The 21875-nt window shown below is 62.6% G+C and carries 17 protein-coding genes; 5 read left to right on the forward strand and 12 right to left on the reverse strand.

Annotated features, from left to right (window positions below; all coding sequences use genetic code 11):
* Positions 1-1209 (forward strand): amino acid deaminase, encoded by a 1209-nt coding sequence (locus tag A7317_RS11230; RefSeq protein WP_069075815.1) that lies wholly within the window; start codon positions 1-3, stop codon positions 1207-1209.
* Positions 1210-1310: 101 nt separating this feature from the next.
* Positions 1311-2219 carry a sugar kinase gene (locus A7317_RS11235; protein ID WP_069075816.1) on the forward strand — a complete coding sequence of 303 codons (909 nt, stop codon included), beginning with the start codon at positions 1311-1313 and terminating at the stop codon, positions 2217-2219.
* A gap of 139 nt (positions 2220-2358) precedes the next feature.
* Here the strand turns inward: A7317_RS11235 and A7317_RS11240 are convergent, their stop codons facing one another.
* The 11 genes from A7317_RS11240 to A7317_RS11290 all read right to left on the reverse strand — a co-directional run bounded on the left by A7317_RS11240 (position 2359) and on the right by A7317_RS11290 (position 17426).
* Entirely contained in the window at positions 2359-2634 is a 276-nt protein-coding gene (locus tag A7317_RS11240; protein ID WP_010564624.1) for a peptidylprolyl isomerase, read from the reverse strand.
* 43 nt (positions 2635-2677) lie between these two features.
* Positions 2678-5215, reverse strand: coding sequence for a PAS domain-containing sensor histidine kinase (locus A7317_RS11245; protein ID WP_024075087.1), 2538 nt, complete (start codon positions 5213-5215; stop codon positions 2678-2680).
* Positions 5216-5358: 143 nt separating this feature from the next.
* Entirely contained in the window at positions 5359-7311 is a 1953-nt protein-coding gene (locus A7317_RS11250) for an acetoacetate--CoA ligase (RefSeq protein WP_069075817.1), read from the reverse strand.
* A 192-nt stretch (positions 7312-7503) separates the two neighbouring features.
* Complete coding sequence (locus tag A7317_RS11255) at positions 7504-8277, reverse strand: 3-hydroxybutyrate dehydrogenase (protein WP_069075818.1); 774 nt, start codon at positions 8275-8277, stop codon at positions 7504-7506.
* A 7-nt stretch (positions 8278-8284) separates the two neighbouring features.
* Positions 8285-9676, reverse strand: coding sequence for a GntP family permease (locus A7317_RS11260; protein ID WP_024075090.1), 1392 nt, complete (start codon positions 9674-9676; stop codon positions 8285-8287).
* A gap of 292 nt (positions 9677-9968) precedes the next feature.
* Entirely contained in the window at positions 9969-11366 is a 1398-nt protein-coding gene (locus A7317_RS11265; RefSeq protein WP_069075819.1) for a sigma-54 interaction domain-containing protein, read from the reverse strand.
* 122 nt (positions 11367-11488) lie between these two features.
* Positions 11489-13060, reverse strand: coding sequence for an ABC transporter ATP-binding protein (locus A7317_RS11270; RefSeq protein ID WP_069075820.1), 1572 nt, complete (start codon positions 13058-13060; stop codon positions 11489-11491).
* Positions 13061-13070: 10 nt separating this feature from the next.
* The gene (locus A7317_RS11275; RefSeq protein WP_024075093.1) at positions 13071-14093 is read right to left on the reverse strand and encodes an ABC transporter permease; all 1023 of its coding nucleotides are present in this window, start codon (positions 14091-14093) and stop codon (positions 13071-13073) included.
* Positions 14093-15154 (reverse strand): microcin C ABC transporter permease YejB, encoded by a 1062-nt coding sequence (locus A7317_RS11280; RefSeq protein ID WP_024075094.1) that lies wholly within the window; start codon positions 15152-15154, stop codon positions 14093-14095. Before A7317_RS11280 ends, A7317_RS11275 begins: the two co-directional genes overlap by 1 nt.
* A complete protein-coding gene (locus A7317_RS11285; RefSeq protein ID WP_024075095.1) occupies positions 15154-17013 on the reverse strand; it encodes an extracellular solute-binding protein in 1860 nt (619 codons plus the stop codon). Before A7317_RS11285 ends, A7317_RS11280 begins: the two co-directional genes overlap by 1 nt.
* Before the next feature lie 131 nt (positions 17014-17144).
* Complete coding sequence (locus A7317_RS11290) at positions 17145-17426, reverse strand: peptidylprolyl isomerase (protein WP_069075821.1); 282 nt, start codon at positions 17424-17426, stop codon at positions 17145-17147.
* Between the two features lie 487 nt (positions 17427-17913).
* On the opposite strand from A7317_RS11290, the gene A7317_RS11295 reads away from it, so the two are divergent.
* Together A7317_RS11295 and A7317_RS11300 are read left to right on the forward strand one after the other, a co-directional pair.
* Positions 17914-18435 (forward strand): GNAT family N-acetyltransferase, encoded by a 522-nt coding sequence (locus A7317_RS11295; protein WP_069075822.1) that lies wholly within the window; start codon positions 17914-17916, stop codon positions 18433-18435.
* 153 nt (positions 18436-18588) lie between these two features.
* The gene (locus tag A7317_RS11300; RefSeq protein WP_024075846.1) at positions 18589-19992 is read left to right on the forward strand and encodes an MFS transporter; all 1404 of its coding nucleotides are present in this window, start codon (positions 18589-18591) and stop codon (positions 19990-19992) included.
* Between the two features lie 36 nt (positions 19993-20028).
* On the opposite strand, the gene A7317_RS11305 is transcribed toward A7317_RS11300, so the two are convergent.
* Entirely contained in the window at positions 20029-20949 is a 921-nt protein-coding gene (locus A7317_RS11305) for a bifunctional helix-turn-helix transcriptional regulator/GNAT family N-acetyltransferase (protein ID WP_069075823.1), read from the reverse strand.
* Between the two features lie 209 nt (positions 20950-21158).
* Between A7317_RS11305 and A7317_RS11310 the strand changes: the two genes are divergently transcribed.
* Entirely contained in the window at positions 21159-21875 is a 717-nt protein-coding gene (locus A7317_RS11310) for a helix-turn-helix transcriptional regulator (protein WP_024075844.1), read from the forward strand.

Genomic DNA, 21875 nt, shown 5'->3' on the forward strand with positions numbered 1-21875 from the left:
ATGTCTGCCATCAATGCCGTTGAAAAGGGCGCCGCTGCTGTCGGTGCCCACCTGGTCCGTGACGTCAGCCTGCCAGCGCTGGTCCTGCACCGCGATGCCCTGGAGCACAACATCCGCTGGATGCAGGATTTCGTCAGCCACAGCGGCGCGCAGCTTGCGCCACACGGCAAGACCAGCATGATGCCGGCGCTGTTCCAGCGCCAGCTGGCGGCCGGTGCCTGGGGCATTACCCTGGCCACCGCGGTGCAGACTCGCGCGGCTTATGCAGGTGGCGTGCGGCGTGTACTGATGGCCAACCAACTGGTGGGCGCGCCGAACATGGCGTTGATCGCCGACCTGCTGGCCGATGGGGATTTCGACTTCCACTGCCTGGTCGATCACCCGGACAACGTCGCCGACCTGGGGCTGTTCTTCGCCGCCCGTGGCCTGCGCCTGAACGTGATGATCGAGTACGGCGTGGTCGGCGGCCGTTGTGGCTGCCGCAGCGAGCAGGCCGTGCGAGACCTGGCCAAGGCGATCAAGGCCCAGCCGGCCCTGGCCCTCACCGGTATCGAAGGCTATGAAGGCGTGATCCATGGCGAGCACGCCATCAGCGGCATCCGTGACTTCGCCGCCAGCCTGGTACGCCTGGCCGTGGACTTGCAAAACAACGGTGCGTTCGACTTGGCCAAACCTATCATCACCGCCTCGGGCTCGGCCTGGTACGACCTGATTGCCGAGTCGTTCGAGGCGCAGAACGCTGCCGGTCGTTTCCTCAGCGTGTTGCGCCCTGGCAGCTATGTGGCCCATGACCACGGTATCTACAAAGCGGCGCAGTGCTGTGTACTTGAGCGCCGCAGCGACCTCAGCGAGGGCCTGCGGCCGGCGCTGGAAGTCTGGGCCCATGTGCAATCGCTGCCCGAGCCAGGCTTCGCGGTGATCGCCCTGGGCAAGCGCGATGTGGCCTACGACGCCGGCCTGCCGGTGCCGCTCAAGCGCTACCGAGCGGGGATCCTGCCAGCGGAAGGGGAGGATGTGAGCGCCTGCAACGTCACGGCAGTGATGGATCAGCACGCGTTCATGACCGTGGCCCCGGACGTTGAACTGCGCATTGGCGACATCATTTCCTTTGGCACCTCCCACCCTTGCTTGACCTTTGACAAGTGGCAGGTCGGTTGCCTGGTGGATGAGCAGTTGCAGGTGATCGAGTCCCTGCATACCTGCTTCTAGACCGTGTCGCGCCTATCGGGGGCAAGCCCCCTCCCACATTTGAAAGGTGTGGGAGGGGGCTTGCCCCCGATGAGGCCATCAGCCCCCCCGAGACAGCAACCATGACCACCCATCCCCGCATCGCCTTGATCGGCGAATGCATGATCGAACTGCAACACCGCGCCGACGGCAGCCTGCAACAAAGTTTCGGCGGCGACACCCTCAACACGGCGGTGTACCTGCGCCGTGAGCTGGGCGACATCGGCAGCGTCGACTATGTCACTGCCCTGGGCGACGACAGCTTCAGCGATGCGATGTGCGCGCAATGGCAGGAAGAGGGGCTTGGCCTGGGCCGGGTCCAGCGCCTGCCTGGGCGTTTGCCGGGGTTGTACTGCATCCAGACGGATGCGCACGGCGAGCGCAAGTTTCTCTATTGGCGTAATGAAGCGGCGGTACGTGACTGCTTTACCACGCCGGCCGCCGCGCCGATCCTGGCGGCATTACCCGGTTATGACGTGGTGTATTTCAGCGGCATTACCCTGGCGGTAATCGGTGATATCGGGCGCGCGCGTTTGCTCAAGGCCCTGATCGAAACCCGTCGGCGTGGCGGCAAAGTGGTGTTCGACAACAACTACCGGCCGCGGCTGTGGGCCACGGTGGACGTTGCCCGTGAGGCGTATCGCACAGTACTGGCCGAGGTGGATATCGCCTTGCTGACCGAAGATGACGAGCTTGCATTGTTTGGGTACGCCGACAGCGAACAGGTGTTCGCGGCGTATCCGGCGATTGCCGAAGTGGTACTCAAGCGTGGTGCGCAGGCCTGTTTGATCCGTTGCGACGGTAAGCGCTTTGCCGTGCCGGCGCTGAAGGTGGAGACGGTGGTGGATACCACGGCGGCGGGGGATTCATTCAGTGCGGCGTACTTGGCCAGTCGGCTCAAGGGGGGCTCGCCGGAGGCGGCGGCGTTGGCCGGGCATCGGTTGGCGAGCCGGGTTATCCAGGTGCCGGGGGCGCTGATCCCCAGGGAGTAAGTGAATGGCCGCCTGCGGCGGATCGGGGGCAAGTCGAATCGTCGCACCGCCCCTCCCACAGCTGGCCGCATTCCTCCAGATGAAATGCGGTCAAGTGTGGGAGGGGGCTTGCCCCCGATGGGGGTCTTAAGTCATAGCCTCAATCGCGGTAAAACACCTGCACTAGGTGATAGCCAAACTTGCTCTTGATCGGCCCGTGAACCACCTTCACCGGCTTCTTGAAGATCACCGCATCGATCACCCCCACCATCTGCCCCGGCCGCACTTCGCCCAAGTCGCCGCCGCGCTTGCCGGACGGGCAGGTGGAGTATTTCTTGGCCAGCACATCAAAGGCTTCGCCCTTGGCGATGCGCTGCTTGAGTTGTTCGGCTTCTTCGCTGGTTTTCACCAGGATATGACGGGCTTGGGCTTTCATGGTTCTCTACCAGGTGTGCGACGGCGCGCGATTATGCCTGAACTCATTCGACCACGCTGATCATGCTGCGGATCTTGGTCGCCAACAGGTCGATGGAAAACGGTTTGGCCACCATGTCCATGCCGTCCTCCAGGAACCCCTGGCGTTCGGCGGCTTTCTCGGCGTAACCGGTCATGAACAGCACGCGCAGGCCCGGGCGATGCTGGCGGGCGATTTCCGCCAGTTGCCGGCCGTTCATGCCGGGCAGGCCAACGTCGGTCACCAGCAGGTCCACACGCAGGTCCGACTCCAGCAGCGGCAGCGCAGCACGGGCATCCGCCGCCTGGTGGGCGGTGTAGCCCAGCTCGTCGAGCACATTGACCACCAGCATGCGCACGGCGGGGTCGTCCTCGACGACCACGACCGCTTCACCGGCCAGGGCCACTGGCGCTTCGCTCGAGTGCGGCGGCAGGCTGCTTTCCAGGGCGGTGCCGTGCAGCCGCGGCAGGTACAGGCGCACGCAGGTGCCCTGGCCCGGTTCGCTTTGAATGGTCACATGGCCGCCGGACTGCTGGGCAAAGCCATAGATCATCGACAGGCCCAGGCCGGTGCCCTGGCCGATCGGCTTGGTGGTGAAGAATGGATCGAACGCCTTGGCAAGGATCTTCGGCGCCATCCCGGAGCCGTTGTCGCTCACGCCGAGCATCACGTAGTCACCGGCCTTGACCGGTTCGAGGGTGGTGATGTCGGTGCCGTCCAGGTAGCTGTTGGCGGTTTCGATCAGCAGCTCGCCGCCGTCGGGCATGGCGTCGCGGGCATTGATCACCAGGTTGAGCAGGGCGTTTTCCAGCTGGCTGGCATCGGTGTTCACCGGCCAGATATCGCGGCCCAGCTGCACGTTCAGGGTGATATGCGCGCCCTTGGTGCGGCGGAACAGGTCCTCCAGGGAGGCTACCAGTTGATTGGGGTCGGTCGGGCGCCGGTCCAGCGACTGGCGCCGCGAGAACGCCAGCAAGCGGTGGGTGAGGGCGGCGGCACGATGGGCCGAGGCTACGGCGGCGTCGGCAAAGCGGCCGATATCGTCGCTGCGCCCGGCGGCGATATAGCGTTGCATCAGGTCCAGGCTGCCGATAATGCCGGTGAGCATATTGTTGAAGTCATGGGCAATGCCGCCGGTGAGCTGGCCCACCGCTTCCATTTTCTGCGCGTGGCGCAGGGCGTCTTCGGCGCGTTCACGCTCGAACATCTCGTTTTGCAGGCGCTGGTTGGCCTCGGCCAGTGCCTGTGTGCGCTGGGCGACGCGTTCTTCGAGGTTCTCATTGAGGTTGCGCAGGGCTTCTTCGGTGAGCTTGCGTTCGGTTTCATCGATCACAAAGATGTAGAAACCATTGACCGAGCCGTCATTGCTGAAGCGCGGCAGGTACTTCATCAACGCATGGCGCGGCCGGCCATCGTGATGGGGGGTAATGGTGGTGAAACTGCACGCCTTGCCCCCCAGCGCAGCGGTGATCATGTCCTCGCGCCCGGCATACACCTCATCGCCGAGCACTTCGCGGATGCTCTTGCCGTACAGCTCCTGGGGCGTCATGCCGTACCAGTCGAGGTAGGCACTGTTGTTCAGGCGAAAGCGTTGCTCATGGTCAACGTAGCCGATCAGCACCGGCATGGCGTTGATGATCAGTTGCAGTTCGGTCTGGCTTTGGCGCAAGGCCTGTTCGGTATGCTTGCGTTCGGTAAGGTCCAGCGCGGCACCGAGGAAGCGTGCCGGGCGGCCCTGCGGGTCCTTATAGCAGCGCCCGCGCGCGAATACCCAGCGCACCTGGCCATCGGCTTGCAGCAGGCGGTATTCCTCGGCGTATTCGGTGCCATGGGTGATGCAATGCTTGATGCTGCGCGCCACCGTGCCACGGTCTTCCGGGTGCACGCCTTGCAGGTAATCGCTGATGGGCAGGAGGCTCGCTTCGTTGGGGTCGACGCCATGCAGGAAGGCGAAGTGCGCGTCGGCGATAAAGCGGTCTTCGCCGATGTCCCAGTCCCAGGTGCCCACTGCATCGGTGGCGGCCAGCGCCAGTTGCAGGCGTTGTTCAGTGTTGTGCTGGGCCTTGAGGCTGTCTTCGGAACGCTGTTGCAGTTCGAGGGCCTTGCGGCGGCGTTCGTTGGTCTCGATGGCGGTGACCAGGATGCCGGCCACGGCGCCGCTTTCGTCGCGGATCGGGCTGTAGGTCAGGTCGAGCCAGATTTCAGTGTCGCGATGATCGCGTTGCAGTACGAAACGCTGCTCGGTGAACGTACGCACCTGGCCGCCGAGCACGGCGTCATAGATCGGTGCGGTGAAGTCTTGCAGCTCCGGCCAGGTCGCGTGTGCCGGCTGGCCCAGGGCGCCGGGGTGTTTGTTGCCCGCCAGGCGCGCGAAGCCATCATTGTAGAGCTGGATAAGTTGGTCGCCCCACAGCAGGAGCATCGGCATCGGCGAGTTGACGACGATATCCACGGCGGTACGCAAGCTCTGCGGCCAATCATTGGCCTCACCGAGAGGGCTGCGCGCCCAGTCCAGCCGCGCAATCAATGCAGCGGCTTCGCTGTCGGTGGATGTTCCCTTCATGACAATGCCCTGAGCGTAACGCTTTGAAAATGACAAAGAACAGATTATCCCGTGAGTCGGGAACGGCTGGCTACCCCTCGAAAAGTAGCATGCATTTGGGCGTTGTCTTCAAATGAGTGTCTCAGGGCTGAAACCGTTCAACCTCAAGCCAGCTCAGGACGGTCGCGAAATTGCGCCAGGGCCTGGGGGTTGGCCAGGGCGTCGGTGTTTTTCACCGGCTCGCCATGCACCACGTTACGTACCGCCAATTCCACGATCTTGCCGCTGATGGTGCGGGGGATATCGGTGACGGCGAGGATCTTCGCCGGCACATGGCGTGGCGTGGTGTTGGCGCGGATCACCTGGCGGATTTGCTGCTCCAGGGCCGCATCCAGTTCAACGCCATCGTTGAGGCGCACGAACAGCACCACGCGCACGTCGTCCTGCCAGCGTTGCCCGATGGCCAGGCTCTCCAGCACCTGCGGGACTTTTTCCACCTGGCGATAAATCTCGGCGGTGCCGATGCGCACGCCGCCGGGGTTGAGCACTGCGTCGGAGCGTCCATGGATCAGCAGGCTGCCATTGGGGCGTTGCTCGGCATAGTCGCCCTGGGCCCAGACGCCCGGGAACTGGCTGAAATACGAGACGCGCAGTTTTTGCTGCTGCGGGTCATTCCACAGGCCGATGGGCATGGCCGGGAAGTGCCGGGTACACACCAGTTCGCCTTTTTCACCGATCAAGGGTCGGCCCTGGTCGTCCCACACTTCGATCGCCATCGCCAGGCTCTTGCATTGCATTTCGCCGCGGCGCACAGGCAGTACCGGGTTGCCGATCACAAAGCAGGAGACGATATCGGTGCCGCCGGACATCGACGACAGGCACAGCTCTGCCTTGATCTCGCGGTACACATAGTCGTAGCTCTGGGGCGACAGCGGCGAGCCGGTGGAAATCAGCCCTTTGAGGCTGCCCAGGTCATGGCTCAGGCGCGGTTGCAACCCGGCCTTTTCCAGGGTGACGAGGAACTTGGGGCTGGTGCCGAACACGCTGATTTTTTCTGCGTCGATCAGGTCAATCAAACGCTCGGGGCCGGGGTGGAAGGGCGAGCCGTCATACAGCACCGCCGTGGCACCCAGGGCCAGGACCGAGACCAGCCAGTTCCACATCATCCAGCCGCAGGTGGTGTAGTAAAACAAGCAGTCCTCGCCGGACAGGTCAGCATGCAGGCCGTGCTCCTTGAGGTGGGTGAGCAGCACGCCGCCGGTGCCGTGGATGATGCACTTGGGCACGCCGGTGGTGCCGCTGGAATAGAGGATGTACAGCGGATGGTCGAACGGCACCGCGACGAATTCAGGTGCGCCGCCGGGTTGGTAGAAGTCACTCCACAGCGCGACGCGGGCCTCGGTCCGATAATCCTCGACCCGCGCCTGGGGCCGGGCATACGACACGATGATCAACTGCTGCAGGGACGGCAGGCGTGCGAGGATCTCGTTGAGTTTGGCGCTCTGGTCGATGTCCTTACCGGCGTAGCGGTAACCGGCGCAGGTGATCAGCACCTTGGGCTCGATCTGGCCGAAACGGTCGATCACACCTTGGGTGCCGAAGTCCGGCGATGAACACGACCAGATCGCGCCCAGGCTGGTGGTGGCAAGCATGCCGACCAGGGTTTGCCAGGTGTTGGGCATGCATGCCGCCACCCGGTCGCCCACCCCGACACCGGCCGCGCGCAGGCTTTTTTGCAGGCCGGCGACGTGGGCGGCCAGTTCGGCGTAGGTCAGTTGTTCGCGCTGGCCGTCTTCGCTGATGGCGACCACGGCGGGGTGATCGTCGCGACGGCGCAGCAGGTGTTCGGCAAAGTTCAGGGTCGCGCCGGGGAACCACTGGGCGCTGGGCATCTCGGCGCCTTCGATCAGCGCCGCGCTGGGCGGGCTGCGAAACTGCACGTCGAAAAAGGCCACGATCGCCTGCCAGAAGTCCGGGCGCTGGTCGATGCTCCACTGGTGCAGGGCCGGGTAGTCGCTGAGCTGCACGCCGTGGCGATCATTGATAAAGCGCCGGAACTGGTCCATCCGGGTGCTACGGATGCGTTCGGGGGAGGGTTGCCAGAGGATCTCGGACATCAGCAAGGTCTCTTGTTCTTGTACAGGTCTTCCAAACGATAGAGTTCCAATGTGGGAGGCGCGGTGCGACGATTCGACTTGCCCCCGATAGCGGTGAGTCAGTCACAAATGCATGTGCTGACACTCCCTCATCGGGGGCAAGTCGAATCGTCGCACCGCGCCTCCCACAGTTTAGATCTCCAGTGTCAGGTTTTATTGAGCCAGCCAACCACCATCGATATTCCACGCCGCGCCCCGCACCTGGGCGCCGGCCTCACTGCACAAAAACAGCACCAGTTCGCCCAACTGCGGCGGTGTCACGAACTCCAGCGACGGCTGCTTCTCGGCCAGCAAATCATGCTGCGCCTGTTGCGGGTCGACGCCACTGGCCGCGCGGTCATCGATCTGCTTCTGCACCAGCGGGGTCAGCACCCAGCCTGGGCAGATTGCGTTGCAGGTCACGTTACCGGTCGCGGTCTCCAGGCCCACCACCTTGGTCAGGCCGATCACGCCATGCTTGGCCGCCACATACGCGGCCTTGCCCACCGAACCGACCAGGCCGTGCACCGAGGCGATATTGACGATACGCCCCCAGCCCTTGGCCTTCATGCCCGGCAGGCTCAAGCGCGTGCTGTGGAATACCGAAGACAGGTTGATCGCAATGATCGCGTCCCAGCGTTCCACCGGGAAGTTTTCCACCGCTGCCACATGCTGGATGCCGGCGTTGTTCACCAGAATGTCCACGCCGCCGAATTCGCGCTCGGCATAGGCGATCATGTCGGCGATCTGCGCCGGGTCGCTGACGTCGGCGGGGTGATGCCCGACCTTGCCGCCGAACGCCTGCACCTGGGCGATCACCGCGCTGGCGTCGCCAAAGCCGTTGAGGATCAGGTTGGCGCCGGCCTTGGCCAGGCTCAAGGCGATGCCCAGGCCGATACCGCTGGTGGAGCCGGTGACCAGGGCGGTCTTGCCGTTCAATGTCGTCATGAAAACCTCACACAATGCCGGTGGCATAGAAAGTACCGATCACCACGAACACCGCGAGGGTCTTGATAATCGTGATGCCGAAAATGTCCTTATAGGCTTCGCGGTGGGTCAGCCCGGTGACCGCCAGCAGCGTGATCACCGCGCCGTTGTGGGGCAGGGTGTCCATGCCGCCGCTGGCCATGGCCGCGACCCGGTGCAGCACTTCAAGGGGGATATTGGCCGCATGGGCCGCTGAAATAAAGCTCTCGGACATGGCCGCCAGGGCGATGCTCATGCCGCCGGACGCGGAGCCGGTGATACCCGCCAGCAGGGTCACGGTAATCGCTTCGTTGACCAGCGGGTTGGGGATGCCCTTGAGCCAGTCCGCCAGCACCAGAAAGCCCGGCAGCGAGGCGATCACCGCGCCAAAGCCGTATTCCGAGGCGGTGTTCATCGCCGCCAGCAGCGCACCGCTGACCGCGCTTTTACTGCCTTCGGCCAGCTTGCTTTTGATTGCCGACCAGCCAAACACCAGCACGATCACGATGCCCACCAGCAATGCCGCCTGCACCGCCCAGATCGCGGTGAGCTTGGCGATTTCGGTCGTCACTGGCGTACTCATGCCCGGCAGGCTGAGGCTGTGGGTCTTGCCGTACCACAGTGGAATCCAATGGGTGAACAGCAGGTTCATCACCCCCACCAGGATCAGCGGCGACAGCGCGATCCACGGGTTGGGCAGGGTCAGGTTCTCGGCGGTTTCCGGCTCGTTGCGCAGCTCGGTGCCGTAGCCTTCGCCGGCCCGTTGCGCTTTGTTGCGTTGGCGGGCGAGGTAGAGCATGCCGGCGCAGAACACGAAGATCGTACCGATCAGCCCCAGCCAGGGGGCCGCCCAGGCGGTGGTGTTGAAGAAGGTGCTGGGGATGATGTTCTGGATCTGCGGCGTGCCGGGCAGGGCGTCCATGGTGAATGAGAACGCACCGAGGGCGATGGTCGCCGGGATCAAACGCTTGGGGATATTGCTCTGGCGGAACATCTCTGCCGCGAACGGGTACACCGCAAACACCACCACAAACAGCGACACGCCGCCGTAGGTGAGCAGGGCGCAGACCAGCACGATCACCAGCATCGCCTGGCGCGTACCGAGCAAGCGGATCGCCGCGGCCACGATCGAGCGCGAGAAGCCCGACAGCTCAATCAGTTTGCCGAACACCGCACCGAGCAGGAATACCGGGAAGTACAGTTTGATAAAGCCAACCATTTTTTCCATGAACACCCCGGTAAACGCAGGGGCGACAGCGGATGGGTCGGTGAGCAGGACAGCGCCGAGGGCGGCGATGGGGGCAAACAGGATAACGCTATAGCCACGGTAGGCAGCCAGCATCAGCAGCGCGAGGGCTGCCAGGGCAATGATCACACTCATGGTGTGTCTCCATCGGATTGTTATTGTTGTGGGTAAAGCTGTGGGGAGGGCTATAGCGAGATGTATGCCAATTATTTAACTTGTTGAAATATATGGGCATTTTTTAATTTTTCGGGCGGGGCCCCAGATTCTGTCTCAATTTGGAGACAAACACAGCTCAAATGTGGGAGGGGGCTTGCCCCCGATGAGGGAGTGTCAGTCACTTATTTGTTAACTGATCCGGCGCTATCGGGGGCAAGCCCCCTCCCACAGGGATTGTCTTTGTCTGGAGAATAAAGTCTCTACTTTGAGACTAGGCGATGCCCAGTGCGACCATCTTCTTGTACAACGTCGACCGCCCGAGCCCCAATCGCTTGGCCGCCTCCACCACATTCCCTTCACAGGCCTCGAGCGTCGCCGCAATCAGCTGCCGATCGAACCGCGCTCGCGCCGCCGCGAACGTCTCGCCTTCGACCGTTTTCACTTCGTTGCGGGCTACCGGGCTGAACGTGCCGATCGCCGCGCGAATCTCGGCGGCATTCAATACCAGGTCATCGCTCAACAAGGCTGCCCGCTCCAGCACATTGCGCAGTTCACGGATATTCCCCGGCCACGCATGCTGCGCCAACAACACGAGGGCTTCACGGTCCAGTTCATGCTGGCTGTGCAGTTCTTCGAGGATCGCTTCGCTCAGCGCGGGAATATCCTCCAGGCGCTCACGCAATGGCGGCACCTGAATGGGCAGCACATTCAGGCGGTAGTACAAATCCGCGCGAAACTCACCGCGCTTGATCGCCGCCTCCAGGTCCATGGAGGTGGCGGCGATGACCCGTACATCACTGTGCAGCATCTCGTTGGAGCCCACCGGTTCGAATTCTTTTTCCTGCAACACCCGCAGCAGCTTGCTTTGCAGGGGCAGGGGCATGTCACCAATTTCATCGAGGAACAGCGTGCCGCCCTGGGCGATCTGGAATTTGCCGGGCCGGCCCTTGCGGTCGGCACCGGTAAACGCGCCGGGGGCGGTGCCGAAGAACTCGGCTTCCAGCAGGTCGTGGGGGACGGCCGCGCTGTTGATGCTGACAAACGCCTTGTGCGCACGCTTGGATGCGCCGTGGATCGCCTGGGCCAGCAGCTCTTTGCCGGTGCCGGTTTCGCCGAGCAGCAACACCGGCGACTCGGCACTCGCACTGCGCCGCGCCCGGCGTTTGACGTCGAGGCTGGCGGCGCTGGTGCCGATAAAGTGTGCAAAGTTGTACTTGCTCTGCCGCGAACGCAGCAGCGAGCGGGTGGAGGCCAGTTCCGCCTGCATGCTCAGGTAGCGCTCGATCAGCGGCGACAGGTTGCGCAGCTCATCGAACAGCGCAAAGCCAATCGCGCCAATCACCGTGCCGGCATTGTTGTGGATCGGCAGGCGCATCACCACCAGCGGGCCTTTGGGCGTGTCCTGGATATCCAGCAGAATCGGTTGGTCGTTGCGCACCACCTGGCGCAACAGGCTGTTGGAGATCACCTGTTCGCAGGGCTGGCCGATGGCTTCGTCAGCGCTTTTGAGGCCGAAGCGCTTGGCGTAGCGCTCGTTCATCCACACGATATTCGCGTCGCGATCGACAATCACCGTGCCTTCGCTGGACTGCTCGATGATCTCGAACAGCGAATGGATCGCCAGGCCGCGAACCTGTTCGTAATCCTTGAGGTTTTCGGTGATGTTCATGCCGGCAGAATCCTGTAGGAGCGAGGCGGACGGCTAGTCCTTGCTCGCGAAGGTCGTCAACGATAACGCGGTACATCTGGAAGAACGTGGCGTACTTGGATTCTTCGCGAGCAAGCTCGCTCCTACAAGGGGATGTGCGCGGCGGCCAGCAGTTCCTTGGTATAGGGATGTTGTGGCGATTCAAATACCGCATGGCTCGGCCCGCGCTCCACCACCTTGCCATCCTTGATCACGATCATGTCATGGGCCATGGCGCGCACCACCGCCAGGTCATGGCTGATAAACAGGTAGGTCAGGCCGTATTTTTCCTGCAACTCGCGCAGCAATGCCACCACTTGCTTCTGCACCGTGCGGTCCAGGGCCGAGGTGGGTTCGTCGAGCAGTATCAGCGCCGGCTTGAGCACCAGCGCGCGGGCGATGGCGATACGTTGGCGCTGGCCGCCGGAAAACTCGTGTGGGTAGCGATGCCGGCTGGCGGGGTCGAGGCCGACCTCCTTGAGCACCTGGATCACCTGCGCTTCGCGGTCGGCCAGGCTGCACGGTGCATGCACTTCCAGGCCTTCGCTGATGATCTGCTGCACCGACATGCGTGGGCTGAGGCTGCCGTAGGGGTCCTGGAACACCACCTGCATCTGCTTGCGCCACGGGCGCATCTGGTGGTGGTTGAGCGGGTCGAGGGCTTTACCCTGGAAGCGGATGCTGCCGGTGGAGTCGAGCAGGCGCAGGATCGCCTGGCCCAGGGTGGATTTACCCGAGCCCGACTCACCGACGATGCCCAGGGTCTTGCCGCGCTGCACGCTGAGGCTGATGCCGTCCACGGCGCGCAGGTAGGTCTTGCGCTGGAACAACCCACCGCCGAGAGGAAATTGCACGGTCAGGTCGTCCACCTGCAACACGGTCTCGCGCTCCTCGCCGCACAACACGTCGCCCGTCGGCTCCGCATCCAGCAGCAGGCGGCTGTAGGGATGCTGCGGCGCGGTGAACAAGGTCTCGCAGGCGGCCTGCTCGACAATCTCGCCGGCATGCATCACGCACACCCGCTGGGCGATGCTGCGCACCAGGTTGAGGTCGTGGCTGATCAGCAGCATCGACATGCCCAGGCGTTGTTGCAGGGACTTGAGCAGCAGCAGGATCTTGCGCTGCACGGTGACGTCCAGCGCGGTGGTGGGTTCGTCGGCAATCAGCAGTTGTGGCTCGCAGGCCAGGGCCATGGCGATCATCACCCGTTGGCGCTGGCCGCCGGACAGTTGGTGCGGATACGCCTTGAGGCGTTCCTGGGGTTTCTGGATGCCCACCAGGCCCAACAGTTCCAGGATGCGCGCCTGCGCCGCCTTGCCGCCCAGGCCCTTGTGCAGCAGCAGGGTTTCGCCGATCTGCTTTTCGATGCTGTGCAACGGGTTGAGCGAGGTCATCGGCTCCTGGAAGATCATCGCGATGCGATTGCCGCGCAGCTTTTGCAGGGTGGTCGCCGGCGCGCCGATCAGTTCCTGGCCGCGATATTTCACCGAACCGGTGGTTTGCGTACCGGCCTCGGGCAACAGTTGCAGGATCGAGTGAGCGGTCACCGACTTGCCCGAGCCCGACTCGCCCACCAGCGCCAGGCACTCGCCGGGGCGCACGTCCAGGCTCAGGTTGTGCACCACGGTCTGGCCACTGAAGGCGACGCACAGGTCACGAATTTCGATCAGGTTCATCTGCAGTCACTCATGAACGGGGGTCGAAGGCATCACGTAATGCCTCGCCGATAAAGACCAGCAGCGACAGGATCAGCGCCAAGGTGAAAAACGCCGTCAAGCCGAGCCACGGCGCTTGCAGGTTCTGCTTGCCCTGGGCGATCAACTCACCCAGCGACGCGCTGCCGGCCGGCATGCCGAAGCCGAGGAAGTCCAGGGCGCTCAAGGTGGAGATCGCCCCGGTCAAGATAAACGGCAGGTAGCTCAGGGTGGCGGTCATCGCGTTGGGCAGGATATGCCGGCGGATGATCTTGCCGTCGCCCAGGCCCAATGCCCGTGCGGCCTTGACGTACTCCAGGTTGCGCCCGCGCAGGAACTCGGCGCGCACCACGTCCACCAGGGCCAGCCAGGAAAACAGCGCCATGATCCCCAGCAGCCACCAGAAATTCGGTTCGACAAAGCCCGACAGGATGATCAGCAGGTACAGCACCGGCAGCCCGGACCAGACTTCGAGGATGCGCTGGCCAAGCAAGTCGACCCAGCCGCCGTAGTAACCCTGCAAGGCGCCGGCGGCGATGCCGATGCTCGCGCTGATCGCCGTGAGCGCCAGGGCAAACAGGATCGACACCCGTGCGCCAAAGATCACCCGAGCCAGCACATCGCGCGATTGATCGTCGGTGCCCAGCCAGTTCACCGCCGAGGGCGGGCTCGGGGCAGGGCGGGTCAGCTCGTAGTTGGGCGTGTCGTCGCTGAACGGGATCGGCGGGAACAGCATCCAGCCGCCGTCCTGCTTGATCAGCTTCTGTACGTAGTCGCTGCGGTAGTCGGCCTGGAACGGCAGTTGGCCACCGAACTGCTGCTCGGTGTAGCGTTTGAACACCGGGAAATACAGCTCGTTTTTGTAGCTGAGCACCAGGGGCTTGTCGTTGGCGATCAACTCGCCGCCCAGGGTCAGGATAAACAGGCCGATGAACAGCCACAGCGACCACCAGCCGCGCCGGTTCTGTTTGAACCGCTCGAAGCGTCGACGGGCCACGGGAGACAGGTTGAGCATCAGGCGTTCCTCGCGGCGAAGTCGATACGCGGGTCCACCAGGGTGTAGCAGAGGTCGCCGATCAGTTTTATCAAGAGGCCGAACAGGGTGAAGATGAACAGCGAACCGAACACCACCGGATAGTCGCGGGACACGGCGGCTTCGTAGCTCATGCGCCCGAGCCCGTCGAGGGAAAAGATCACCTCGATCAGCAGCGAGCCGGCAAAGAACACGCTGATAAACGCCTGGGGAATCCCGGAGATCACCAGCAGCATCGCATTGCGAAACACATGGCCGTACAGCACGCGGCGTTCGCTCAGGCCCTTGGCACGGGCGGTGACCACGTACTGGCGTGTGATTTCATTGAGAAACGAGTTCTTGGTCAGGATGGTCAAGGTGGCAAACCCGCCGATCACCAGTGACGTGACCGGCAATACCAGGTGCCAGAAGTAGTCGGCGATCTTGCCCACGGTGCTCAGCTCGTCGAAGTTTTCCGAGACCAGGCCCCGTACCGGGAACCAGTTCAGCGACGTGCCGCCGGCGAAGACCACGATCAGGAACATGGCAAACAGGAACGCCGGCATGGCATAGCCGATGACGATGGCGGTGCTGCTCCACACATCGAAGTTGCTGCCATGGCGCACCGCCTTGCGAATGCCCAGGGGGATCGACACCAGGTAGGTGATCAGCGTGGCCCATAGGCCGAGGGAGATGGTCACCGGCATCTTTTCCAGGATCAGGTCGATCACCGTTGAACCCCGGAAGAAGCTGTTGCCGAAATCCAGCTGGGCGTAGCTCTTGAGCATCAACCACAGGCGTTCCGGGGCCGGCTTGTCGAAGCCGTACTGTTTCTCGATGTCCTTGATCAGTTTCGGGTCCAGGCCACGGCTGGCCCGCGAGCCGCTGCTGAGGCCTTCGCCGGAGGAACCCCCGACGGCACCGCCGCCGATGCCTTGCAGGTGGGCAATGGCCTGTTCCACCGGGCCACCGGGCGCCGCCTGTACGATCACGAAATTCACCAACAGGATGATCACCAGGGTTGGGATGATCAGCAGCAGGCGCCGCACGATATAGGCAAACATCAGCGCGTCCCCCCGCGTTTTTTCAGCTCGGCATTCATCTGTTCATTCGTCAGTGGCGTGGGGCTGATTTCCCACCAGGTTTCCAAGGCCTCGTCGTTCTTGGCCTCGATGGCCGGGCGCCCGAAGCGGTTCCACCACGCGGCAGAGGTGCCGGGTGGGTAGTAGTTGGGAATCCACAGGTAATTCCATTGCAACACGCGGTCCAGGGCGTGGGCATACGTGAGCATCTGCGCCTGGGTGTCGGCCTTGACCAGGCCCTTGATCAGCGTGTCGACGGCCGGGTCCTTGAGCACCATGTAGTTGTTCGCGCCCGGGTCGAACGCAGCGCTGGAGCCGAAGTAGTTGTACAGCTCCATCCCCGGCGAGGTGGTGACCGGGAAACCGGTGACGATCATGTCGTAGTCGCGGGTCATCAGGCGGTTGACGTACTGCGAGGAGTCGATGCGGCGGATATTCAGGGTAATGCCGATCTGCGCCAGGTTGCGCTTGTAGGGCAGCAACAGGCGTTCCAGGCCGGCCTGGGCATTGAGGAAGGTGAACTCCAGCGGCTCGCCTTCGGCGTTGACCAATTTGTCGCCTTCAGGCTTCCAGCCGGCCTCTTCCAACAGGGCCAGGGCTTGCAGCTGCTTGTCGCGGATCATGCCGCTGCCGTCGGTGACCGGCGCCTTGAACACCTGGGTGAACACTTCGTCGGGCACCTGGCCGCGCAGCGGTTCGAGGATTTTCAGTTCTTCCTGGGTGGGCAACTGGCTGGCGGCCAGCGGGCTATTGGAAAAGTAGCTCTGCTGGCGGATGTACAGGTTGCGCATCATCTGCCGGTTGGCCCATTCGAAATCCCAGAGCATCGCCAGGGCCTGGCGCACGCGGCGGTCCTTGAACATCGGTTTCTGCACGTTGAACACATAGCCCTGGGCCGGTTGCGGCATTTCCTTGGCCAGGTGTGCACGTTGCAGGCGCCCGTCATCCAGGGCCGGGCCGTTGTAGCCGATGGAGTAACCGGTGGCGGAGAATTCGCGGTTGAAGTCATAGGCGCCGCCGCGCAATACCTGGCGCGCGACTTCGGTGTCGCCGAAGTATTCCAGGCTCAGGTGATCGAAGTTGTACAGGCCGCGGCTGACGGGCAGGTCCTTGCCCCACCAGTCTGGGTTACGGGTAAAGGTAATGGTGCTGCCCGAGTCGATCTTGCCGACCTTGTACGGGCCGCTGCCCAGTGGCGCTTCGTAGCCGCCGCCATTGGCGAAGTCGCGGGTCTTCCACCAGTGCTCGGGGAACACCGGCAGGGTGGCGATATCCAGGGGCAGGGTGCGGTTTTCATTGCTGGAAAAATCGAAACGCACCTGGCGCTCGCCTTCGACTTCGACATGTTTCACGTCTGCGAACAGGGTACGAAAGCGCAGGCTGCCCTGGGTCATCAGCAAATCGAAGCTGTAGCGCACGTCTTCGGCGGTGATCGGCTTGCCATCGGCAAATCGCGCCTTGGGGTTGAGGTAGAAACGCAACGACAGGCCGTCGTCGGCCCGTTCCATCTTTTCGGCCACCAGGCCATAGACCGTGTAGGGCTCGTCGAGGGAGCGCAGGGCCAGGGGCGAATACAGCCAGCCGTCGACCTGGGACACGCCGATACCTTTGTCGATATAGGGCAGCACATGGTCGAAACGCCCGATCTCGATCGCCGAGCGCCGCAGGCTGCCGCCCTTGGGCGCGTTGGGGTTGGCGTAGTCGAAATGGGTGAAGCCGGCAGCGTACTTGGCCGGTTCGCCGTACACCGTCAGGTAGGTTTGCGGGGCCGCGATCACGGCCGTGCTGGCCAGCAGCAGGGCCAGGGCGGAACCAAACAGAGTCGAAAAAGCCAGTCGCATTATCAGCCTTGAGCGCCGGGTGAAGAAGAATAGGGATTTGTACGCTAACGGCCAGGGCATCGCCAGTCATCCCATGCACAACGGCCCACCAAAAAGGCGGGCCGTTGTTTCAAGCATCAGCGCGGACGGGATCAGTCCTGACGGCTGGTCACTTCCAGCAGGTGATAACCGAACTGGGTTTTCACCGGGCCTTGCACGGTGTTGACCGGGGCGCTGAACACGACGGTGTCGAATTCCTTGACCATCTGGCCTGGACCGAACGAACCCAGGTCGCCGCCTTGGCGGCTGGACGGGCAGGTGGAGTTGGCTTTGGCGATTTCTGCGAAATCGGCGCCGCCTTCGATTTGGGCCTTGAGTTCGTTGCACTTGTCTTCAGTGGCAACCAGGATGTGACGGGCGGTGGCTTTGGCCATGGGAGTAACTCCTTGAATAAAAAGGTGAGCGTACCGGATTCAGGTGGTTATTTGTTGGCAAAGTTCCCTTGGGGTGGTGTTCTCTTGGTGGGTGGGTTGGAGGTTTGGGGGCATATCCGTTGCTGCGGTAACGGCCACCTATGGTTCCGCTCTTACAGCGGGTCACTTTTGGCAAACGCCCGGGATGCCGGCCCAGCCAAAAGTAACCAAAAGGTCTGTGCTTGCTCGCGAAAAACTCACAGGCGCCGCGTTGATTCAGGAAACACGCGTTATCGTTGACGTTTTTCGCGAGCAAGCTCGCTCCTACAGAAGGCGATGTACTCTTAACTGAACGGCATTAGGGCTTGCCCCGCGTTGGGCTGCGCAGCAGCCCCCATCAGCACAACGGTTAAACATCAGGTACGCCGAGGCGCCTGGTTTTGGGGCTGCTTCACAGCCCAACGCGGGGCAAGCCCGCTCGCCACAGTTTTGAAGAGGACTGATCCCGATGCCCGCCACCACTTCCCGTCTTGTCTACCGTCAGCCACTGCCTGGGGACGTGCAGCGATTGTTTGCGATCTTCGGCGATTCCCAAACCAACCTCTTCAATCCCGCCGGGCCCATGCCCAGCCTGTCCGCTGCCCAACACCTGCTCGACCACTGGATCGCACAGTGGGCCACCCACGGCTATGGCTGGTGGGCGATTGCCCATCGGCAAGCCCCGGAGCACATCATCGGCTTCGGCGGTATTGCGCCGTTCAACTACCTCACGCAACCGCGCATCAACCTGGGCTATCGCTTCGCCGTGGAAGCCTGGGGGCAGGGCTATGCCACAGAGTTGGCACGCGATGCCCTGGCGCTGGCGTTTGACACCCTCGGTTTACCGGAGGTGTTCGGCCTGGTGCGGCCCGACCACGCGGCGTCGATCCGTGTGCTGGAGAAGGTCGGCATGCAGCCATTCGGTGTGCTCGATGATGTGCCCGGCAAAGCGCCGAGCCGGGTGATGCGCGTTTGTTGTCCTACAACATAGCTGCGTTGACGTTTTTCACCCCCGCGCGATAGCCCACCAAAGCCTCAATATTTCACATTGACAGCGGAAAGGCAGCCCGATATAAAAGCCACAGTTGTACGACGACATATGACGTTACATGTGTCCTACCTAACAAAAATAAAAAGTGATGCCATGAACTTGATCGAGCCCATCAACGCCCAGCGCGTTGGCCAAGCTGTAGGCAACTATCGCTGGACCATCTGCGCGATGCTGTTCTTCGCCACCACCGTCAATTACCTCGACCGCCAGGTGCTCAGCCTGTTGGCGCCGCAGTTGTCCACGCAATTCGGCTGGAGCAACACCGACTACGCCAACATTGCGGCGGTGTTTCAGTTTGTCTATGCGATTTCCATGCTGTTTGCCGGGCGGTTCGTCGACAAGATCGGCACCAAGGCGGCGTACGTGATCGCGATTGCGATCTGGTCCACCGGCGCCATCATGCATGCGTTCTCGGTACCGATGGGTGAGGGGATTGCTGCCGTGAGCGGGGCGATCGGTCTGGCGGTGATCCCGGTCTCCATCGCCGGCTTCATGCTGTCGCGCGCGGTATTGGCGATTGGCGAAGCGGGTAACTTTCCGATTGCGATCAAGGCCACTGCCGAGTATTTCCCAAAGAAAGAGCGCTCCCTGGCCACCGGTATTTTCAACTCGGGCGCCAACGTCGGCGCGATCCTGGCACCGATTTGCGTGCCGCTGATCGCCGGGATGTGGGGGTGGGAAGCGGCCTTTATGGTCATCGGCATGCTCGGCTTCGTCTGGGTCGCGGTGTGGGCAGCGGTCTACGAAAAGCCGGAGCAGCAAAAACGCCTGTCTGCCGAGGAGCTGGCGTACATTCGCAGCGACCAGACGGTGCAGCCATTCCCCCCGGCAATGGCGGGCGCGGTCGAGAAGAAAGTCTCATGGTTCAAGTTGCTCACCTACCGCCAGACCTGGGCGTTTGCCTTTGGCAAGTTCATGACCGACGGCGTGTGGTGGTTCTTCCTGTTCTGGTTGCCCACCTACCTGTCGGCGCAATACGGCATGAAAGGCGCCGATATCGTCATGCCGCTGGCGGTGCTGTACAGCATGACCATGGTCGGCAGCATCGGCGGCGGCTGGTTCCCCAGCTACTTCATGGCCCGTGGCGACGCGCCCTATGACGGGCGGATGAAAGCCATGCTGGTGATCGCGTTGTTCCCGCTGGTGGTATTGCTGGCACAGCCCCTGGGCTATATCAGCTTCTGGGTGCCGGTGTTGTTGATTGGTGTGGGCGCCTCGGCGCACCAGGCGTGGTCGTGCAATATCTTCACCACCGTGTCCGACATGTTCCCGCAGAAAACCGTGGCGTCGGTGGTCGGCATTGGCGGCATGGCCGGTGGCCTGGGCGGGGTGGTGATGACCAAGATCGGGGGCTGGGTGTTCGATTACTACAAGTCCATCGGCGATATCCACACCGGCTACATGATCATGTTCGCGATCTGCGCGCTGGCTTACCTGGTGGCCTGGAGCGTGATGAAGACGCTGGTGCCACGCCACAAGGAAATCACCGACCTGTAAAAGGGCCAGGGCCTGGGTTCTCCAGGCCCTTTTTTTTTACAGTGCGCGGGCCCAGGTCTGGCTGACCAGGGCCTTGCCAAAACTGAGGGTAGGTTCCTCTTCCTCCAGCTCGAAACCGGCTTTCTGGTAGAGCCTGCGCGCATCGGTCAGCGCGCTCATGGTCCACAACATCATGCGCGTGTAGCCGGCATCGCGGGCAAAGCGCAGGCATTCATCGACCAGACGCTGGCCGATACCCAGGCCCCTGGCGCTGGCGTCGACGTAGAGCATGCGCAGTTGGGCGGTGCTGTCGTCATGACGCACCACGAATACCGAACCCACCACCGCGCCATCCTTTTCGGCGATCCAGCAGCGCTCACGCGTTGGGTCGAACTCGCGCAGGTACTTGGCGACGATCTCCGCCACCAGTGCTTCGAACTCCCAGTTCCATTGGTATTCCCGCGCATACAAGGCCGATTGCTGCTGCACCACCAGGCCCATATCGCCTGGCTGCGGGTCACGCAGCAGGTAGCTCGGCGGGGTGCCTTGCAACAAGGATTGAATGCGCTGCATGGCGGCGGTCAGTTGCTGTTGTTGTGGCTCAGGCAGGGCTTGCAGCAGGGCAATGACTTCGTCCTGGGTCCGTTGCTCCAGGGGTGCCAGCACGGAGCGGCCTTGTTCGGTGAGGTGCAATTGCACCGCGCGCGCATCGGTGGGTGAGCGGAGCTTTTGGATCAAGCCTTGCTTTTCGAAACCGCTGGTCAACCGGCTCAGGTAGCCCGCATCCAGGCTGAGCATCTGGCACAGGTCGGCGCTGGTCAGGTCGCCGCGCGACGACAGCTCATACAGCACCCGGATCTCGGTGAGGGAATAGTCGCTTTGCAGCAGGTGCTCCTGCAGTACGCCGATCTGATGGGTATAGAAACGATTGAAGCCGCGCACGATGCCGGCGCGTTCGACAAGCAAGGATGTGGACATGGCGCATGCTCTTATGGTTGCCTGAGTCAATAATATTGTTGCTTAAGGCAACTATGTCAAACACTTTAAAGAACGAAGCTCATCAGGGCGGTCACACCGGTTTCTCACGTGGGCCTGTGGTGTGATGAGGCGCTTTTTACTCCTGACATTTTCTGGCAGGACGCTCTGCTAAGCTGCTGCACATTTTTCCTTTTGCCGGCGGGATCAACGTGTCGCGTACCACTCGTCTACTGTCTTTGCTCCAGGCCCTGCGAGGCAAGAAACGCCCGGTGACCGCGGCTGTGCTCGCCGCACAGTTGGAGGTGTCCGAGCGCACCTTGTATCGCGATATCGCCGCTTTGACTGCCTTGGGCGCGCCGATCTTCGGGGAGGCGGGCGTCGGGTATGTGTTGCGCAGTGGCTTGTTTCTACCGCCCTTGATGCTGAACGCCGAGGAAACTGAAGCCATCGTGCTCGGCCTGCGTTATGTGGATCAGCGTGGCGATGATGTGCTCAGCCGCGCCGCGGCCAACGCCCTGGCAAAAATTGCCGATGTGCTGGACCCCGCCGCCCAGGAGGCGTTGCGCAACCCGACGCTGCTGCCGGGGCCGCCAGGGTTCGGCTATCCGGAAAACCGCGTACCGTTGAATGTGTTTCGCGAGGCCATTCGCAGCCAGGCCAAGCTGCATATCGATTACGCGGATGCCAGCCAGACCCAGAGTCAACGCCTGATCTGGCCTTTAGCCCTGGGTTTTCTCAATGAGGTGCGGGTGATCGTGGCCTGGTGCGAACTGCGGGGCGCGTATCGCACCTTTCGGACCGACCGTGTCGCCACCGCGCAAGCCCGTGGCGAGCGCTACCCGGGGCGACGCAGTGACTGGCTGCGCGCCTGGCGTAAATTGCTGGAACAGAATGACACCGGGCCATTCACTCCTGACAAAAACTGA

The organism is Pseudomonas fluorescens, assembly GCF_001708445.1.
GTDB classification, from domain to species: Bacteria; Pseudomonadota; Gammaproteobacteria; order Pseudomonadales; family Pseudomonadaceae; genus Aquipseudomonas; species Aquipseudomonas gorinensis.

Bases quoted from the DNA above. Each gene is read 5' to 3' on its own strand.
- A7317_RS11250 (WP_069075817.1), bottom strand. From the start codon at position 7,311: ATGTCCGAGATCCTCTGGCAACCCTCCCCCGAACGCATCCGTAGCACC.
- A7317_RS11275 (WP_024075093.1), bottom strand. From the start codon at position 14,093: ATGCTCAACCTGTCTCCCGTGGCCCGTCGACGCTTCGAGCGGTTCAAA.
- A7317_RS11295 (WP_069075822.1), top strand. From the start codon at position 17,914: ATGCCCGCCACCACTTCCCGTCTTGTCTACCGTCAGCCACTGCCTGGG.
- A7317_RS11265 (WP_069075819.1), bottom strand. From the start codon at position 11,366: ATGAACATCACCGAAAACCTCAAGGATTACGAACAGGTTCGCGGCCTG.
- A7317_RS11280 (WP_024075094.1), bottom strand. From the start codon at position 15,154: ATGTTTGCCTATATCGTGCGGCGCCTGCTGCTGATCATCCCAACCCTG.
- A7317_RS11260 (WP_024075090.1), bottom strand. From the start codon at position 9,676: ATGAGTGTGATCATTGCCCTGGCAGCCCTCGCGCTGCTGATGCTGGCT.
- A7317_RS11240 (WP_010564624.1), bottom strand. From the start codon at position 2,634: ATGAAAGCCCAAGCCCGTCATATCCTGGTGAAAACCAGCGAAGAAGCC.
- A7317_RS11300 (WP_024075846.1), top strand. From the start codon at position 18,589: ATGAACTTGATCGAGCCCATCAACGCCCAGCGCGTTGGCCAAGCTGTA.
- A7317_RS11285 (WP_024075095.1), bottom strand. From the start codon at position 17,013: ATGCGACTGGCTTTTTCGACTCTGTTTGGTTCCGCCCTGGCCCTGCTG.
- A7317_RS11290 (WP_069075821.1), bottom strand. From the start codon at position 17,426: ATGGCCAAAGCCACCGCCCGTCACATCCTGGTTGCCACTGAAGACAAG.
- A7317_RS11305 (WP_069075823.1), bottom strand. From the start codon at position 20,949: ATGTCCACATCCTTGCTTGTCGAACGCGCCGGCATCGTGCGCGGCTTC.
- A7317_RS11230 (WP_069075815.1), top strand. From the start codon at position 1: ATGTCTGCCATCAATGCCGTTGAAAAGGGCGCCGCTGCTGTCGGTGCC.
- A7317_RS11255 (WP_069075818.1), bottom strand. From the start codon at position 8,277: ATGACGACATTGAACGGCAAGACCGCCCTGGTCACCGGCTCCACCAGC.
- A7317_RS11270 (WP_069075820.1), bottom strand. From the start codon at position 13,060: ATGAACCTGATCGAAATTCGTGACCTGTGCGTCGCCTTCAGTGGCCAG.
- A7317_RS11245 (WP_024075087.1), bottom strand. From the start codon at position 5,215: ATGAAGGGAACATCCACCGACAGCGAAGCCGCTGCATTGATTGCGCGG.
- A7317_RS11235 (WP_069075816.1), top strand. From the start codon at position 1,311: ATGACCACCCATCCCCGCATCGCCTTGATCGGCGAATGCATGATCGAA.